The sequence below is a fragment of the Pedobacter zeae genome, assembly GCF_014196715.1.
Classification (GTDB): domain Bacteria; phylum Bacteroidota; class Bacteroidia; order Sphingobacteriales; family Sphingobacteriaceae; genus Pedobacter; species Pedobacter zeae.
Map to the genome: position 1 here is coordinate 630,736 of NZ_JACIEF010000003.1, position 16,215 is coordinate 646,950.

At 39.9% G+C, this 16,215-nt stretch carries 18 protein-coding genes; 5 read left to right on the top strand and 13 right to left on the bottom strand.

Annotated elements, in window-relative coordinates:
* The first annotated feature begins 26 nt into the window (after window positions 1-26).
* On the top strand, window positions 27-407 hold the full coding sequence (locus tag GGQ60_RS15780; RefSeq protein WP_183766187.1) for a VOC family protein: 381 nt from the start codon (window positions 27-29) through the stop codon (window positions 405-407).
* A 103-nt stretch (window positions 408-510) separates the two neighbouring features.
* On the opposite strand, the gene GGQ60_RS15785 is transcribed toward GGQ60_RS15780, so the two are convergent.
* Window positions 511-1,809, bottom strand: a complete 1,299-nt coding sequence (locus GGQ60_RS15785; RefSeq protein ID WP_183766189.1) for an MFS transporter — start codon at window positions 1,807-1,809, stop codon at window positions 511-513.
* 157 nt (window positions 1,810-1,966) lie between these two features.
* Between GGQ60_RS15785 and GGQ60_RS15790 the strand changes: the two genes are divergently transcribed.
* Window positions 1,967-2,698, top strand: a complete 732-nt coding sequence (locus tag GGQ60_RS15790; protein WP_183766191.1) for a class I SAM-dependent methyltransferase — start codon at window positions 1,967-1,969, stop codon at window positions 2,696-2,698.
* Window positions 2,699-2,826: 128 nt separating this feature from the next.
* Here GGQ60_RS15790 and hisS read toward each other — a convergent pair whose 3' ends face one another.
* From hisS to GGQ60_RS15815, 5 genes are all read right to left on the bottom strand, one after another.
* Window positions 2,827-4,218 (bottom strand): histidine--tRNA ligase, encoded by a 1,392-nt coding sequence (gene hisS / locus GGQ60_RS15795; RefSeq protein WP_183766193.1) that lies wholly within the window; start codon window positions 4,216-4,218, stop codon window positions 2,827-2,829.
* A gap of 73 nt (window positions 4,219-4,291) precedes the next feature.
* Entirely contained in the window at window positions 4,292-4,912 is a 621-nt protein-coding gene (locus GGQ60_RS15800) for a LytR/AlgR family response regulator transcription factor (RefSeq protein ID WP_183766195.1), read from the bottom strand.
* A complete protein-coding gene (locus GGQ60_RS15805; protein ID WP_183766197.1) occupies window positions 4,902-5,102 on the bottom strand; it encodes a hypothetical protein in 201 nt (66 codons plus the stop codon). Before GGQ60_RS15805 ends, GGQ60_RS15800 begins: the two co-directional genes overlap by 11 nt.
* 267 nt (window positions 5,103-5,369) lie before the next feature.
* Window positions 5,370-5,720 (bottom strand): translation initiation factor, encoded by a 351-nt coding sequence (locus tag GGQ60_RS15810; protein WP_183766199.1) that lies wholly within the window; start codon window positions 5,718-5,720, stop codon window positions 5,370-5,372.
* A 107-nt stretch (window positions 5,721-5,827) separates the two neighbouring features.
* Window positions 5,828-6,709 (bottom strand): diacylglycerol/lipid kinase family protein, encoded by an 882-nt coding sequence (locus GGQ60_RS15815; protein ID WP_229685133.1) that lies wholly within the window; start codon window positions 6,707-6,709, stop codon window positions 5,828-5,830.
* A gap of 223 nt (window positions 6,710-6,932) precedes the next feature.
* On the opposite strand from GGQ60_RS15815, the gene metK reads away from it, so the two are divergent.
* Window positions 6,933-8,183, top strand: coding sequence for a methionine adenosyltransferase (gene metK / locus GGQ60_RS15820; RefSeq protein WP_183766203.1), 1,251 nt, complete (start codon window positions 6,933-6,935; stop codon window positions 8,181-8,183).
* 614 nt (window positions 8,184-8,797) lie between these two features.
* Here the strand turns inward: metK and GGQ60_RS15825 are convergent.
* The 5 genes from GGQ60_RS15825 to GGQ60_RS15845 all read right to left on the bottom strand — a co-directional run bounded on the left by GGQ60_RS15825 (window position 8,798) and on the right by GGQ60_RS15845 (window position 13,832).
* The gene (locus tag GGQ60_RS15825; RefSeq protein WP_183766205.1) at window positions 8,798-10,909 is read right to left on the bottom strand and encodes a peptidase domain-containing ABC transporter; all 2,112 of its coding nucleotides are present in this window, start codon (window positions 10,907-10,909) and stop codon (window positions 8,798-8,800) included.
* A 6-nt stretch (window positions 10,910-10,915) separates the two neighbouring features.
* Window positions 10,916-12,073 carry an HlyD family secretion protein gene (locus GGQ60_RS15830; protein WP_183766207.1) on the bottom strand — a complete coding sequence of 386 codons (1,158 nt, stop codon included), beginning with the start codon at window positions 12,071-12,073 and terminating at the stop codon, window positions 10,916-10,918.
* Window positions 12,074-12,137: 64 nt separating this feature from the next.
* Window positions 12,138-12,344 carry a bacteriocin gene (locus GGQ60_RS15835; RefSeq protein ID WP_183766209.1) on the bottom strand — a complete coding sequence of 69 codons (207 nt, stop codon included), beginning with the start codon at window positions 12,342-12,344 and terminating at the stop codon, window positions 12,138-12,140.
* Window positions 12,345-12,651: 307 nt separating this feature from the next.
* Window positions 12,652-13,185: an ExbD/TolR family protein gene (locus GGQ60_RS15840; RefSeq protein ID WP_183766211.1), complete on the bottom strand. Its 534-nt coding sequence runs from the start codon at window positions 13,183-13,185 to the stop codon at window positions 12,652-12,654.
* A gap of 116 nt (window positions 13,186-13,301) precedes the next feature.
* A complete protein-coding gene (locus tag GGQ60_RS15845) occupies window positions 13,302-13,832 on the bottom strand; it encodes a superoxide dismutase family protein (protein ID WP_183766213.1) in 531 nt (176 codons plus the stop codon).
* Window positions 13,833-13,950: 118 nt separating this feature from the next.
* On the opposite strand from GGQ60_RS15845, the gene GGQ60_RS15850 reads away from it, so the two are divergent.
* Together GGQ60_RS15850 and GGQ60_RS15855 are read left to right on the top strand one after the other, a co-directional pair.
* Complete coding sequence (locus GGQ60_RS15850; protein WP_183766215.1) at window positions 13,951-14,298, top strand: hypothetical protein; 348 nt, start codon at window positions 13,951-13,953, stop codon at window positions 14,296-14,298.
* A gap of 117 nt (window positions 14,299-14,415) precedes the next feature.
* A complete protein-coding gene (locus GGQ60_RS15855; protein WP_183766217.1) occupies window positions 14,416-15,267 on the top strand; it encodes an EamA family transporter in 852 nt (283 codons plus the stop codon).
* On the opposite strand, the gene GGQ60_RS15860 is transcribed toward GGQ60_RS15855, so the two are convergent.
* Together GGQ60_RS15860 and GGQ60_RS15865 are read right to left on the bottom strand one after the other, a co-directional pair.
* Entirely contained in the window at window positions 15,268-15,552 is a 285-nt protein-coding gene (locus tag GGQ60_RS15860; protein WP_183766219.1) for a putative quinol monooxygenase, read from the bottom strand. It abuts the gene before it with no gap.
* Complete coding sequence (locus GGQ60_RS15865; RefSeq protein WP_183766221.1) at window positions 15,524-16,153, bottom strand: NAD(P)H-dependent oxidoreductase; 630 nt, start codon at window positions 16,151-16,153, stop codon at window positions 15,524-15,526. The genes GGQ60_RS15860 and GGQ60_RS15865 overlap by 29 nt, the downstream gene beginning before the upstream one ends.
* Window positions 16,154-16,215 lie beyond the last annotated feature (62 nt).

The following is a 16,215-nucleotide window of genomic DNA, read 5'->3' on the forward strand; positions in this document are numbered from 1 at the left end:
CGAATGCTTTAGTTCTAATTTATATTATGGACATTAAAAACTTAGACCACCTGGTCCTAACGGTTGCCAATCCAGAAAGTACATGCAGGTTTTACAGCCTTGCCCTGGGAATGGAAATTATTGAATTTGGCGCGAATAGAAAGGCCCTGAAGTTTGGAAATCAGAAAATCAACTTGCACCAGTATGGATCGGAATTCGAACCGAAAGCTTTTAAACCCATGCCCGGAACGGCCGATTTATGTTTTATCACAGATCTCCCTCTCCGGGAAGTGATGCAAGAACTTAAAGAAAAATGTATCGAGGTGGAGGAAGGACCTGTGGAGCGAACAGGTGCAAATGGTAAAATTATTTCGATCTATCTGCGAGATCCGGATATGAATTTAATTGAAGTGAGTAATTATCTGTAACCGCCCGGCACTGTTTGCTATATTGGCCGTTTGAGCATGCTTCCTGCAAAATAGCCCCTGAATAAATTTCTTTCATGCCCGGTTCAGGGCGACGAGTTAAAAATCAATCTTCAATCTTGGAATGGTGCTTGGTATCTTTCATGGTAGTATACAAAATCAGGGAGATTAAAATACAGCCGGTTACATACCAATAGAAATAACGCTCGTGTCCGATATTTTTAAACCACAGGGCAAAATATTCTGCAGTTCCACCGAAAATGGCAACGGTTAACGCATAAGGTAAACCTACGCCCAAAGCCCTGATTTCGGCAGGGAATAGCTCAGCTTTAACCACCGCATTAATACTCGTATAGCCACTTACAATAATCAAAGCGCCCACCATCAATAAAAATATAATAGTGGTATTGGTTTCTTTGGCTAAACCGGTTAATATTGGATAAGTACACAAGGTACCTAACACACCGAAACCAATTAACAGGGGCTTTCTACCGATTTTATCAGATAACAAACCAAATAAAGGCTGCATAATGGCAAAAACCAACAGCGAAATGAATGATAATGTTGTAGAGGTTTCTTTGCTCAGGTGAACCGTATTTACCAGAAATTTCTGCATATAGGTACTAAATGTGTAAAAGGCGATGGTTCCGCCTAAGGTTAGCCCCACCACCGTAAAAACCTCTTTCGGATATTTCAATAAAACAGCAATGCCGCCTTTTTTGTCTTCCTCATTTTTACTTTTGAAGGCTGCTGTTTCATCGATATGCCTGCGCAGGTACAAAGCAATAAAAGAGAGGATAGCCCCGATAAAAAAGGGAATACGCCAGCCCCAATCGTGTAGTTCGGCAGGGGTAAGCAACCAGTTTTGTAAGATCAACTGGATCCCTAAAGCCAATAATTGTCCGCCAATGAGGGTTACATATTGAAAGCTTGAATAAAATCCACGGTGTTTTTTTGTGGCCATTTCGCTGAGGTAGGTGGCCGAAGTTCCATATTCGCCGCCAGTGCTCAGGCCCTGGATCAACCGGGCAAAAACGAGCAATAAGGGCGCTGCAATTCCAATCTGTTTGTAGCCTGGGGTTATCCCGATTATTAATGATCCTATGGCCATAATCAGCACAGAAAGTGTCATTGAGCGTTTTCGCCCCAGTTTATCGGCAATGCTTCCAAACAGCCAGCCTCCAATGGGGCGCATTAAAAATCCTACGGCAAAAATACCTGCAGTATCCAATAGCTGGGCCGTTGGATTACTGTTCGGAAAAAAGACAGGAGAAAAATAAAGGGCAAAGGCAGAGTAAGTATACCAATCGTACCACTCCACAAGGTTACCAACCGAACCACCAAATATAGATTTCAGCCGGTATTCAACATCCTTAGCGTTGTGCTGTAGTAATGCTTTTTTCATATTATCGAATAATTAAATGTTGAATACTGAACGAAACTTAACTTCTGCAACAGTTGTTTCTCAAAAATATAATAATTTTATAAAGAAAGCACGGAGATGTTTTTCATCGCGCTTCCATTCGCTCCTTTCATCATGCAAAATCCAATCATTTATCCCCATGAAAGATAACTTTTCTACCCAATCTGCCGATTACGCCGTATACCGGCCAACGTACCCCCAGGAATTATACGATTACCTGCTCGCACTGGTAAAAAACAAGGAAAGGGCCTGGGATTGTGCTACCGGGAATGGCCAGGTTGCACGGGTACTGGCTCAGCATTTCGATGCAGTTTATGCGACAGATATTAGCGCGAACCAGTTAAAAAATGCTTTTCAGTTGCCGAATATCACCTACAAATTAGAGCCGGCAGAACAAATATCGGTGGATGATGCCAGTTTCGACCTGGTTACCATAGCGCAGGCTATCCACTGGTTTAACTTCGAAGCCTTTTATGCAGAAGTAAAAAGAACATTAAAACCAGGTGGGCTTTTTGCGGTAATTGGCTATGGGCTTATGTATATCGATAAAAAAGTAGACAAGGTTATTTATAAACTTTATGAAGACATACTGGGTAAATATTGGGACAATGAACGCCGCTACATCGAAGAAGAATACCAAACCATCCCTTTTCCTTTTGAAGAAATTGTTGCGCCTCATTTTCAGATCAAAACTACCTGGCATTTTAACCAATTAATTGGTTATTTGAATACCTGGTCAGCGTTACAGCACTACAAAAAAGCCAACGAAAGAAATCCCCTCGAATACCTGTTTACCGAGCTAAAAGAAGCCTGGGGCGATGACGCAGAGAAAGATGTTCATTTTCCGATTTTATTGCGGGTTGGGAAGTAAAGGAACGACGAAGCAATCTTAAAATGAGACTTTAAGAGCGGTCGTTGTAAGATTGCTTCGTCGGCTGAAAAAGTCTTCTCGCAATGACGAAATTTCTTAGTGTTATTTGTGTCTTATTGGTTAATAACCTATTTCAACAACTCCAGTATGGCTAAAACCGTTAATTTTTTCTGTTCGCCGCTTTGCATATCTTTCAGCGTAAGTGCTCCGCTGGCAATTTCATCGCCCCCGATTAATATGACATAAGGGATATTCTTGGCATCTGCATAGGCCATTTGTTTTTTCAGTTTCGCCGAACTTGGATATAATTCTGCGGATATGCCTGCATTTCTAAACTGCTGCACAATCGGCAAGGCATATTTTTCAGCTTCTGCATCGAAATTACTGATCAATACTTTGGTTCCAACTTCTGTCGAGACCGGGAAAAGGTTAAGTTCTTCTAGCACGTCATAAATACGGTCTGCACCAAATGAAACACCCACGCCGGTTAAATCTTTTAAACCGAACATCCCTGTTAAATCATCGTAACGGCCGCCACCACCGATACTGCCCATGGCCACTTCGTTGGTTTTAACCTCGAAAATGCAGCCGGTATAATAATTTAATCCACGGGCTAAGGTAATATCCAGTTCTAATTTGGCCGTTAAGGGCAAACCATAAGCAGTTAAGCTTTCTACATAGTCAAAAACCTGTTCTATTTCTGTTATGCCTTTTAACCCGGTTTCGGATTGTGCTAAAACTTCTTTTAAACTGGCCAGTTTTTCTTCGTTAGTTCCTTCCAATAAAATTACCGGACGGAGTTTTTCCAGGTCGGTTTCGGTAAAACCACGTTCCAGCAGTTCTTTGCTTACGCCTTCCAAACCGATTTTATCCAGTTTATCAATGGCTACCGTCATATCAATGATCAAATCAGGTTTACCGATAATTTCGGCAATACCAGATAAAATTTTCCGGTTGTTAATTTTAATGCTGAAATCTTTTAAGCCTAATTTGCTTAAGGCCTCATTGTAGATCAAAATAAATTCAGCTTCATTCAATAAACTCTCCGAGCCCACTACGTCAACATCGCACTGGTAAAATTCACGGTACCTGCCTTTCTGCGGACGATCGGCACGCCAAACCGGCTGTACCTGGAACCTTTTAAAAGGAAAGGTAATATCATTTTGGTGCATTACAACGTAACGGGCAAAAGGCACGGTTAAATCGTATCGAAGTGCTTTTTCCGAAATTAAAGTGATCAGTTTGTTGCTGTTATCTTCTCCGGCAAAATCGAATGATTTCTTTTTTGGATCTTTTAGAAATTCGCCGCTGTTTAAAATTTTAAAGATCAGTTTGTCGCCCTCATCGCCATATTTTCCGGTTAGGGTAGAAAGATTTTCAAAACTTGGCGTCTGGATTTCGGCGTAACCATATTTCCTGAAAACCGTTTTAATGGTATCGTAAATAAAGTTGCGTTTTACCATTTCTACCGGAGAAAAATCGCGGGTACCTTTTGCTAATGAGGGTTTAATAACTGACATAGCGGCAAAAGTACAAAAATGTAAGATAATGTTTAAACCCCGCAGGTTTTTGAAACCTACGAGGTTTGAAATGTCATTTCCCCAACACCTCTTTCACCAATTCCCGATTTGGTTTAGATACCGGAATTTTATCGCCATTATCCATCAATAAAGTACCGCCATCTTCTTTTAGCCAGCTTTTTACAAACCGCGGGTTAACTAAATGGCTCTGGTGGGTACGGATAAAACCATGTGGTTTAAGCAGATCTGAATATTCTTTTAACGATTTTGAAATAAGCATTTGATCACCTCCGCTAAAAAAGAAGTTGGTATAATTGTTATCCGCCTCACATCTTACAATTTCATCAGTATTAACATACCTGATTTCGTTCTGTTGGGGCAGAGCAATCCTGCCATTTACCTTAATCGGCTCTTTCTTATCTGCCCCTCCATCCACCAGTGGATTTTGATATGCTATGGGAGGTGCAAAATTTATGGCAACGGTATTTGGCGCTAAATTTGGCGATGTATTTTTACTTTTTTTAATTAAATAGTAAATCAGCATAAAAATGCCACCGAAAAACCCCAAAAACAGCAGGCCTGCCAATAAAAGCATCATAATTTCTGGAGTTCCTATATTTAAAAAATCGGCATGGGCAATCTGAACACCATAGGTTAGGATAAAAATTAATCCGAAGATTAGCTTATTTTTCATTTTTAGCAGGCCTAATGCGTTTAATTAAGTATAAACATAAAAAAATAATCCCTATAACAAAGGCTAAAGCAAAAAAGCCTGTTATCAGAAGCAGAATTATCTCTGCCGCACCAAGATTCAAAAATTCTGCATGGGCAACCTGCAAACCAAAAGAAATAACAAAAAATAATAAGAAGAATAACCGTTTCATATTGATTGATTTAAATGTTTAACGAAAGTAGTTTCGCTACATACATTTAAAAACCAATATTGAGAATTGAGTAGGTTTTGATGAGGATTGAGCGCCAGGTTTTTTAGTATTTTGCAAGATCAACCATGGCTGAGAAGAAACAGTAACTGCCCTGATTTGTCTAGGGAAGTAATCTTTCATGGCTGTGATGTATACTTAAAAAGGGCCCTCGATCAGGCTCAGGATGACACCTCTTTTTAATTTAACCATAATTTAATCTCATTGATACTAACCTCCGGCCTTTTTGGCTTTATAGCCGTCTTTTTGTAAGATGCCCATCACCTTATCCCGAACATCACCCTGGATCATAATTTCGCCATCTTTAACCGAACCGCCAACGCCACATTTGGTCTTCAGCATTTTGCCTAATACCTCTAAATCTTCCGAACGCCCCCTAAATCCTGTAATTAAAGTTACAGCCTTACCTCCTCGGTTCTTTTTATCGAGCATTACCCTTAAATCCTGCTGGTTGTTCGGTAAGGTAACGGTATCATCAACTTCTTCTTCGTATTCGAAATCAGGATTGGTAGAATACATAATTCCGCCAAGATCACTTAAACTGTTTTTCTTTTGTTTCATTTTTTATAAAAGTTCATTGGTTCGTTGGTAAATCGTTGATGGTTCATGGTTTTAATAGCCTATAGTCAGATTTCCTCTAAACTCCAAGCGCTTAACTCCAAATTAAGCTACGGCACGATCACTTTTAACGATAGCGGGTTCACTATCGCTTCTATCTCAGTTCCCATCTGCAAAGGTTCGCCATCTACGTGCACCGCACCTGCCATTTCTCTTATAATTTTAATGTTTTTTCCTTTGATGATTTCGATCATATCAGAGTTTTCTGCTTTAGCCCTTAACATTACATAACCCAAAAGAGGTAATTTTATTATGGGGAAAGGCTTAATGATGCAAACATCCAGCAAGCCGTCCTTTACCGAAGCATTTGGTGCGATATAAACATCATTTCCATATTGCGATGAATTGGCAACGCTGATGGCAAAGGCCTTGCGGGTATAAGCGGTACCATCTATGTTTAACTGATAGGTTTGTGGTTTATAATTAAAAACCTCTTTAAAACCCAATTTTATATAGCCCGATAGTCCGCGTTTTTTATCTTTCGAAAAAACAGCACTCAGGTGCGCGTCGAATCCCATACCCGCCAGGTTGAAAAAACATTTGTTATTAAACATAGCAGTATCAATTTCATCGATCTTAAAATTATTGATATTCAGGAGCGCATATCTTAAATTTTTTGAAATACTTAAAAAGCGGGCAAGACCATTGCCTGATCCCAGTGGCAAAATCCCTAAAATTTTATTATGCTTCAATACTTTTGTAGCCACCTCATTTATAGTACCATCGCCACCCGCAGCTACAATCACATTGAAGTTTTTGGCCGCCGCTTCGTCGGCCAGTTCGCCGGCATGCCCAACATATTCGCTAAAAACAAAATTCGGACTAAACTTTTCCTTATCCAGGTACTTATCGATAAAGTCGGGAATACGAAGTTTTCCCTTCCCACCAGAGATAGGGTTGATGATAAAGAGGATATTGATCTTTGTGTGCAAAGTGTAAGATTGAATGCACAAAATAATCTATAATTTTTGAAATAAAGAAAATATGCTAATTTTGCGCCAGTAAAAAGTGGATTGATTTGCTATCCCGACACCTCGGGACCGGATTGCAACCACTTAAAAAAATTGCTAATGCCTCCTTTCAATCATTTTACCACCTGTTTTCAAGGGGTTTGGCAATTATAAATTTGTTTATTTATCATTAATTATTTAATAAATGTCATATTTATTTACATCAGAATCTGTTTCTGAAGGTCACCCAGATAAAATCGCCGATCAAATTTCGGATGCTTTAATTGATAACTTTTTAGCTTTCGATCCGGAATCAAAAGTAGCTTGCGAAACTTTGGTTACTACTGGTCAGGTTATTTTGGCAGGTGAGGTAAAATCTAAAACCTATTTAGATGTACAACAGATTGCCCGCGATGTAATCAAGAAAATCGGTTATACCAAAAGTGAATACATGTTCGAAGCCAACTCTTGCGGTATTTTATCTGCCATACATGAGCAGTCGCAAGACATTAACCAGGGGGTGGATAGAAGCAGCAAAGAAGAACAAGGCGCGGGCGACCAGGGAATGATGTTTGGTTATGCCACCAACGAAACTGAAGATTACATGCCATTGGCATTAAACCTTTCTCATAAATTACTACAGGAACTTGCTGCTTTACGCCGCGAAAATAAAGAAATTACTTATTTACGCCCGGACGCAAAAAGCCAGGTTACTTTAGCGTATGATGATAATAATAAACCTATTCGCATCGATGCGATTGTAATTTCTACACAGCATGATGATTTTGATGAAGAAGCTGCCATGTTGTCGAAAATCAAAACAGACCTGGTTAACATCCTCATTCCAAGAATCATCAAAAATAACCCGGCTTACGCACATTTATTTAACGATAAAATTGAATACCACATTAATCCGACCGGTAAATTTGTAATTGGGGGTCCGCATGGCGACACGGGCTTAACCGGTAGAAAAATCATCGTTGATACTTACGGAGGTAAAGGTGCTCACGGTGGTGGGGCTTTTTCGGGTAAAGATCCAAGTAAAGTAGATAGAAGTGCGGCTTATGCCACACGCCATATTGCTAAAAACCTGGTAGCGGCAGGAATTGCTGATGAAATTTTGGTTCAGGTATCTTATGCTATCGGTGTTGCAAAACCAATGGGTATTTACATCAATACTTACGGAACAGGTAAAGTAGGTAAAACCGACGGCGAGATCGCTAAAATTGTAGAATCAATTTTCGATATGCGCCCTTACTTTATTGAACAACGTTTAAAGTTAAGAAACCCGATTTATAGCGAAACCGCAGCTTATGGGCACATGGGCCGCACACCAGAAACCGTTACCAAAACTTTCAAAACACCAAACGGTGAGGAAAAAACGGTTACGGTTGAGCTGTTTACCTGGGAGAAATTAGATTATGTAGATCAAGTTAAAGCTGCTTTCGGCATTTAATTCCTTAAATAAATTCATAGAAAAGGCGTTTTGCAGCAGTGCAGAACGTCTTTTTTGTTATCGTGCAATTGGTAACACCTTACTCCACCCAAAAAATCATTAATAAGTTTTTGAAAAGCTAGGTCCCATGCTCCGTCGGCCCCAAAAGCCCTGCCATCCGCTTTATCCCGATGTAAAATCGGGATGTCCGCTCCTGTCAGGTTTAGTTAACATAGGCAGGTGGTTCTTAGGCAGAAGAAATCTCTTTAAAAATAAATACTCTGCAACTTTGCTTTTTCCGATAATAGAAGTACAAACCTAACGGATCTAAACCTGATTGACGCGAAAATCCTTTTTTGCCGCATTGAGCGCAGTCGAAGTGAAAGACAAAAAAGATTGTAGCAAAAAGCAGGACGAAGCATTAAAAAAGAGCCGCTGCATCTGCTTTCCAAGAAATAATACACAAATAATTGCCCGCCTATCTTCTAAATCAGATACAACCATCTTAAAGCCTGAAATTATAATAGCTTTTTTAGGATGAAAGACCCTGAAATAAATTCAGGGTGACGAAACAGGGCTTACGAAGTCGGCAAGGACTAACAGCAGACTTCGTAAGTTCTCTAACCTCTCCGTATTTAGGCCAGATGATATTTTAGCTCCTGGTGGCTGCCCTGTTCTACAACCAAGCCTTTATCCAATACAATAATTTTATCGGCATTATTCAGTGTGCTCGATCGGTGGGTAATTACAATTACAGTTTTATGTTCTTCTTTTAGCATTGTGATCATCCGTTGTACATGCTGTTCCGAAACCGAATCCAGTGATGAAGTGGCCTCATCTAAAATCAGGATTTCAGGATCACGGTATAAAGCCCTTGCGATGGCAATACGCTGTCTTTGTCCGCCTGATAAAGAGGTGCCGTTTTCGCCTAAATACGTTTGAAAGCCTTTAGGTAAAGCTTCAATAAAGCCGATTAAACCGAGTTTAGTGGCAATATCAATGATGCGTTGCATATCGGGTTCTTCTTCTCCAATGGCAATATTCTCGATTACATTGCCTGCAAATAAATCAATCTGTTGGGGCACTACCGATACCATTTTGCGGAGCGAGGAGTTGGTAATGTATTTTAGATCATATTGACCAATGCGTACATTACCGGCTTGTATCGGATAAATATTTTGCAGGATCGACATTAATGTCGATTTTCCGGAGCCGCTTTCGCCCACAATGGCTGTAAACTTGCCCTGAGGAATGGTTAAGTTCAGGTTTTCGAAAACGGGCAATCTGGCACCATAGCGGAAAGAAACATTTTCGAAATGGATATCGCCAATTTTATCGATAGTGAGCTCAATTTGGTTTTCACTTCTTTCGCGTTCCAGGTCCATAATTTCAAATAAACGGTCGGCCGCAATTACCGCATCCTGTACGGTTTTGTTCATCCCGATCAAGGAAGAAACCGGTCCTGTAAAATAACCGATCAAAGTATAAAACGACAACAACTCTCCCGGAGTGATCGAATTGCCCAATACATAACCTGCACCAACCCATAGCAAAACAATGGTAATCATCCGTGAAACAAATTCGGTAGATGTACCCGATACCACCGCGTTAACATTCGATTTAAAACCGGTTTGAAGCAATTTGATAAACCGGGTTTCGGTTTTTTCGTTGGCATGATCTTCCAGGCCGAAACGTTTAATGGTTCCTACAGCATTTAAACTTTCTACCAATTGCGATTCGAGTTCGGCTGCATCTTCCATTAACCTGCGTTGCGTGCGCTTGTTAAACCGGTCGGTAACCATGTAAATTGCAAAGTATAGCGGAATAACGGTAAGCGTAATGAGTGCCAGTTTCCAGTAATAGGTAAACATCATGATAAACGAGAAAAAAACGATAAAAATGTTCACCACAAAATTTACGCATACATCGTTTAAAAAAGTCCTGATTTTTACCGCATCGTTTATCCTCGAAATAATTTCGCCTACCCGCATGGTATCAAAAAACTGTTGCGGCAAACGGAGCAGGTGCTTATAATAACCTAAAATAAGCTGCGAATCGATTAGTTGACCGGTTTTTAACGTAAAAACTGTTTTGGCCGAGCCGATAAATAGCTGCACCAGCAAAATTACCATCATGGCAATACTCATCAGGTTAAGCAGGTTATGATTGCCATCAACCAGCACAAAATCGACCAGTTTCTGAACAAAAATAGAGGTGGATAAACCCAATACAGTATAAACAATAGCACCAAATAAAACTTGTGTCAGAATGCCTTTATGCGGTTTAATCAAATTCCAAAATCTACCTTGGATTGATTTTTTTTCATTGCCGATCTGAAAGTCTTCAGATGGCAACAACAAGACTAAAGCACCAGTCCATTCCTTTTTAAATTCATCGTGTGTTTTACGGTGCACTTTCCCATCTATAGGGTCCATCACCTCTATAAACTTACTGCTTACTTTGTAAATGACTACATAATGCTGAAGGATATCATTTACAATGATATGTGCTATAGCAGGAGTTGGTATTTTGAATAAACTATCGAAAGGTGCCTTTACCCCTTTCGCCTCGAATCCTAGTTTTTGAGCTGCTTCTACAAGTCCTAAAACAGTTGTCCCTTTTTTATCCGTTCCGGCAAGTTGCCTGATCCGGGCAACAGCCAGATCTAATTTATAATGAGCAGCAGCAGATGCCAGACAAGCCGCTCCGCAATCTGTTATATCCCTTTGTTTAACCTTTGTACTCATTACCTTTTATGTTTTTTGGATTAAGTTTGGATTAACCCAATCGTCTACCTTATCGTAAAGCAACTGGTATAAACTCCGGTTGGTTACTTTAAAACGGGCAGTAAAATTCATTCCTTTTTTCAAGTAACCTTTGTAGCCGTTTTTTAACATCAGAAAATTTTTATCCATTAGGCACTTTACTTTAAAGGCAGGTTGGTTATTATTTAATATAACAATGTCATCCGAAATATCGACAACCTTACCCACGGCTAAACCCCATTGGTTATAGTTGTAGGCATTGATCTGAAAATGCACTTCCTGTCCTTTTCTAATAAGGCCTATATCTGCCGGGTTGATATAACAGTAAGCCGCCAAACCTGCATCGGGCGAAACTTCGCCTACTTTTTGATTGGCAAATACATAAGCTCCATGCTGTAAACCCACAAGATTTTGCACCGAACCATCAACCGGGGCGCGCAATACATATTGTTTTTTTTGTTCGTTCAGCTCTGCCTGTTGCCCTGTAAGCTGGCGCAGTTCGTTCCGGAAATTACTGGCCTCTGTTTGCCATTGACTTTTATATTTGGTACGTACCATTAAATAAGCCGATTCGGCCTGTTCCAGTTCGTATCTGTATTTTTCATATTCTGATTGCGTAAGCACTTTATTTTGATAAAGTTTATTGTAACGCGCAAATGTGCTGGCTGCCTGCCGCTTTGTGATCCCGGCATTTTTTAATTCCTGCACATACTGTTGCCACGACGCGGCGTATTGACCGGTTTGTAAGTTAGACCCGCCATTAAATGACAAGAGGGCATTAATATCGTGTAAAAATTGAATAATCTGATTTTTTCGGGTCTCTACCAGTGCATCCTGCTGTTTAGGCAGCCCCGCATCGATGGCCAGAAGGGTATCACCTTGTTTAAGCCTTTTATTATCCGAAAGCCTATATTCGATCAGGCGGCCATTAACAGGCACAACCAATTCTGTTTTTTCAATTGTAGATTGCAAAATGCCGGTACCATGTATGCTAATGGGAATTTTAATAAAGGGCAGGGCAATTAAAACCGTTAAAATTACCACTACGGTAACGATGTATATTAACTGGTTAGATTTACTGATTCGAGAGCGGTAAACAAGAGCGCTATTCGAAATTCTTTCCGTAGAGTAAGTGGTTAGCGCCATAGAGAGATAGATATAAAAGCACCTACTGCCCTGCAAACCAGAACAGTAGATGCGCTGAATTTAATTATAAACTCCAAACAAGTTTCAAAACATTGGTTACTGTTTTGTTTAAGAATACTGAAGTATCTGCACCAACAGCATTTAAAGTTCCTGCAAGAGAAGTTAAAAGTTCGTTTAATGTATTGTTGATAATACCACCACCTTCAACTTGTGACATTTCAGTTGTGTTCATTTCTTTAACACCAAGATTTTTTAATTCTAAACTTTTCATACTAGATTTTTTTGAGTTTTAAGACCCCTACTCTTTTGAAGGCTTTTCGGGACTGCGCCTGATGCTTGGCCAAACACTTCGACGAATGTAATCATATTAGCTATACAGATGTAGTATTAAACACCTAATCAAAGCCTAACAATTCCATAACAAGAGTAAAAAACAGGCTTAAAGCCATCAAAAACAAAGAATTTAACGGAAGGATAGTGTATGATTTACGCTATTCAATTTATTCATTAGCATTAACCCGTTCGATATTCTTTTTATTCGCTCATTCAGCGTTCTTAATACTTAAAAATGAGTAATATCAGAGTTGATTGTTTTTCATAAAAATTAACTCTTTCGGAGCGAAATGATCATCATCTATGCTATAAGATTTAATGCCCGCAATTTTCATTTCATCAACAACATCAACAAAATTCTGAAACCTGGCAGTTTTACCCGGCTTGATAATCACGATCATGTGTTGATCAGGTTTATCTCGGTGTGTTGCTGCCACCAATAACTTATTTGCCCTAATTTCTTTTTGAAGATCGGCTACAGCAACAATTTTCATGTTCGCTTTTTCGATGGTCCCCATGTAGGCTACGGCTTTATTATCTTTCCCCAGTACGATGGTCATGGTACGCGATTCGGGAAAAGGAGCAAAATCACTTATGTCTTCTTTAACAGGTTTAGCAATATCAGCCGCATTTAAAGTGCCCAAAGAAGTCGTAAGCATAAAAAATGCAGTTAATAAAAACATGAGATCTACCATTGCGGTCAGATCTACCCTCGGGGTTGCGTTTTTGGTTCTTCCTTTTAAGGCCTTGCCGTTTGAAGATTCGTTTAGAGTTGCCATAATAATTTAGGTTTTTAATGATGATGACAACCCATATCAAATTGCATAAAAAAAGCGGTTAAAAATTTAACCGCTTAAGAAAAAGCCTTCTAGCAATGACGATCATATTAATACAGTTACTTTACCGCCTCAATTACACCGCAGCCCACCCTTGGTCCTGAATTTCCGGTAGGTTGTGTGGTATAATCATCCGTACCGCCGTGTACGATAATTCCCCTGCCGATAATGTTTTTAACATCGCCATCTTTAACGCTCCACCTATCGGTAGTAACCGAAAGCGTAGCATGGCCTTTACTGTCTAACATGATATTACCAATATCGCCACTGTGGTATGCGGCCGAGCCCCATTTGCCGTGGGCTTCTTTGGTTGGATTCCAGTGGCCATGGGTATTCTCGCCCATATTGCCGCAATCGCCATGTTCGTGAAAATGGACAGCCACATTGCTGTCTGCCCGTGCCGCGAAATTCATCTCAATATCCATTCTGATTTTCCCATCGCTCAGTTCGTAAAATTTCGCCGTTCCGATGGTTTTGGTATTATCTGCAGTTTCTGTTAAAGTTGCCTGTGCAATTTCTTTATTGGTTTTCGTACAGGCACTTAAAAATGCTATGGTTGCAATAGCCAGTCCTAAAAAAATATTTTTCATATCGATAAAATTTAGTTTTATGTAAAACAGATTGACCATCATTTAGTTTGCTTAAAACCATCTGTTGGCAAAACCATTTCCGGCACCACTTGTTTAATCAGTATAAAATCGTAAAACTATGGAACAGCCAACTGCAATGAACACTTTGAGTCAAATTTTGGAGAAATTGAGGCTGAAAGGAAAAGATAACGAATTAAAAATTTCAGACCACGGTAAGATGCAGAGTAAATCACTTGGAAAAATTTATAAACCCGAGGATTTAACCATTGTTAAAACCTATCGCTTTGAGGGGGATTCAGACCCCGCAGATAACTCTGTATTATATCTTTTAGAGGATCAGGATAAAAATATCGGATATATATTGGATGCCTACGGCACTTACTCTGATAACGACGGGCCATCGTTTGATGATTTTTTAAAAAAGATCCCTACCGAGCACCGGGATGAACAGGAATTATTTAGTTAAATGGAGAATTTAAAAGCTTTAAGTGGAGAATTGGTATAATCTGATTCTCCATTTTTTATTTAAAAAAATTTACCCGGCCACAATTTCTTAATTTTGCATTTCTTTAAGCTATCCCCGATGAAAAGCAAAATTAATATTCCACCCATTCCGGCTGTTTTATTGTCTATAATCAGTGTGCAATGCGGCGCAGCAATCGCAAAAACGCTTTTTCCAGAAATCGGGGCAGCGGCTACAGCCTCCTTACGTATCGGTTTATCGGCTGTAATCTTACTGATCACGTTTCGTCCAAACCTGTTTAAGTTAACGGCTAAACAATGGAAATACACTATACTTTACGGGGTTTGCCTGGGTGTAATGAATATGGTTTTTTATATGTCAATTGCCAGAATCCCGATTGGTTTAGGGGTAACACTCGAATTTGTTGGCCCTTTGGCTTTAGCCATCTTTGGATCTAAAAAAGCGATAGATTTTGTTTGGGTTATCCTGGCTGCAACAGGTATTATACTCATCACCCCATGGACGGGTAACGGATTAAATTTAGCTGGCATATTGCTGGCCTTACTGGCAGGCCTTTTTTGGGCGGGTTATATCATACTGGGCGGCAGAATTTCGAAAATCATGAAAGGGGGCGATGCCGTTGCCATTGGGATGATATTTGCCACCCTGGTCATCCTTCCATTTGGTATTTCGGGTGGCGGTTTAAGCCATTTAAATCCCGGCTTAGTGGGCTTGGGCGCAGCGCTTGCATTGCTATCCAGCGCTATTCCCTTTACCCTGGAAATGAGGGCCCTTAAGCAGCTTCCGGCCCGTACTTTCAGTATCTTAATGAGCCTGGAACCTGCTATGGCCTCATTGGCCGCACTCGTTTTTTTACAGGAATACCTTACATTAAAAGAGTGCCTTGCCGTGGCTTTTGTGGTAATTGCTTCTACGGGTTCTTCGTTAACAACGAAGCGTGCAAAACTGTAATCAGGCCAGTTTTGCAGTTTTATAGATGACAATATCATCGGTCAGCTTACCAGCTTGTGCAACAAATTCTAAAATATAAGGTTGCTTATTATGCAGATCCAAACCGGTCTGATCTTTCCATTCCTCCTGAAAAATAAAAGTATTATCCGCCGCCGATTCATGCAGATCGTATTGGATACAGGCTTTTTCCTTACGCGAGTTTACAACCATCTCTAGCAGCATGCTTCTTAATGCTGCTGTGGTCCCTTCTTTGCTTTTAACTATTGCTGTTAAATAAATGCTCATATACTGCTGTATTTAAAAAATTTTGAGTTAAATGTTCCCGGTACAATTTAAGTGCAGTCCTAATATCTGCATTCTTTTCTACATCATGAAAATGGATGCCCGCTATTTGTTCCATTCCGGTAAAGGCATTCATTCTGTGGAAACCGAACAAAACGCCATCATCTACGCTGGTTTCCATAAAAAACTCTCCGGGCAACGTAAATGCTTCTTTTGGAGCATTCCATGAGGATGTGACCATATATTTCCGTCCGTGCAACATGCCGCCTGTACCATAATTCCTGGTCGGATTATCAGCCTTACGCCCATCGCTAACATAAATTCCTTTTTTATGACCTTCGGTAAAAACCACATCTATATATTTTTTAAGTCCATGAGGTACCTGGAACCACCAGATCGGGGTGTGGTAAATCACAACATCTGCCCAAACATACTTTTCCACTTCTTCCTTAGGATCATAATCATCGTTGATATTGGTTGTTTTTACCTCAAATTCTTGCAATGAAGAAAAAAAATCGACAGTAGCATCAGTTATTGTCTCATTAAACCTTCCACCGGAATGCCCAAATTTTTGCCCTCCGTTAATAATGAATATTTTTTTCATTTCGTTTTTCTATTTTGATAACACAAAATTACAGCGCCTATATCTATCATTAAAACAAGTTA

Bases quoted from the DNA above. Each gene is read 5' to 3' on its own strand.
- GGQ60_RS15825 (WP_183766205.1), bottom strand. From the start codon at position 10,909: ATGAGTACAAAGGTTAAACAAAGGGATATAACAGATTGCGGAGCGGCT.
- GGQ60_RS15810 (WP_183766199.1), bottom strand. From the start codon at position 5,720: ATGAAACAAAAGAAAAACAGTTTAAGTGATCTTGGCGGAATTATGTAT.
- GGQ60_RS15845 (WP_183766213.1), bottom strand. From the start codon at position 13,832: ATGAAAAATATTTTTTTAGGACTGGCTATTGCAACCATAGCATTTTTA.
- GGQ60_RS15860 (WP_183766219.1), bottom strand. From the start codon at position 15,552: ATGAGCATTTATTTAACAGCAATAGTTAAAAGCAAAGAAGGGACCACA.
- GGQ60_RS15840 (WP_183766211.1), bottom strand. From the start codon at position 13,185: ATGGCAACTCTAAACGAATCTTCAAACGGCAAGGCCTTAAAAGGAAGA.
- GGQ60_RS15800 (WP_183766195.1), bottom strand. From the start codon at position 4,912: ATGAAAAATAAGCTAATCTTCGGATTAATTTTTATCCTAACCTATGGT.
- GGQ60_RS15855 (WP_183766217.1), top strand. From the start codon at position 14,416: ATGAAAAGCAAAATTAATATTCCACCCATTCCGGCTGTTTTATTGTCT.
- GGQ60_RS15785 (WP_183766189.1), bottom strand. From the start codon at position 1,809: ATGAAAAAAGCATTACTACAGCACAACGCTAAGGATGTTGAATACCGG.
- GGQ60_RS15865 (WP_183766221.1), bottom strand. From the start codon at position 16,153: ATGAAAAAAATATTCATTATTAACGGAGGGCAAAAATTTGGGCATTCC.
- GGQ60_RS15805 (WP_183766197.1), bottom strand. From the start codon at position 5,102: ATGAAACGGTTATTCTTCTTATTATTTTTTGTTATTTCTTTTGGTTTG.
- GGQ60_RS15850 (WP_183766215.1), top strand. From the start codon at position 13,951: ATGGAACAGCCAACTGCAATGAACACTTTGAGTCAAATTTTGGAGAAA.
- metK (WP_183766203.1), top strand. From the start codon at position 6,933: ATGTCATATTTATTTACATCAGAATCTGTTTCTGAAGGTCACCCAGAT.
- GGQ60_RS15780 (WP_183766187.1), top strand. From the start codon at position 27: ATGGACATTAAAAACTTAGACCACCTGGTCCTAACGGTTGCCAATCCA.
- hisS (WP_183766193.1), bottom strand. From the start codon at position 4,218: ATGTCAGTTATTAAACCCTCATTAGCAAAAGGTACCCGCGATTTTTCT.
- GGQ60_RS15835 (WP_183766209.1), bottom strand. From the start codon at position 12,344: ATGAAAAGTTTAGAATTAAAAAATCTTGGTGTTAAAGAAATGAACACA.
- GGQ60_RS15790 (WP_183766191.1), top strand. From the start codon at position 1,967: ATGAAAGATAACTTTTCTACCCAATCTGCCGATTACGCCGTATACCGG.
- GGQ60_RS15830 (WP_183766207.1), bottom strand. From the start codon at position 12,073: ATGGCGCTAACCACTTACTCTACGGAAAGAATTTCGAATAGCGCTCTT.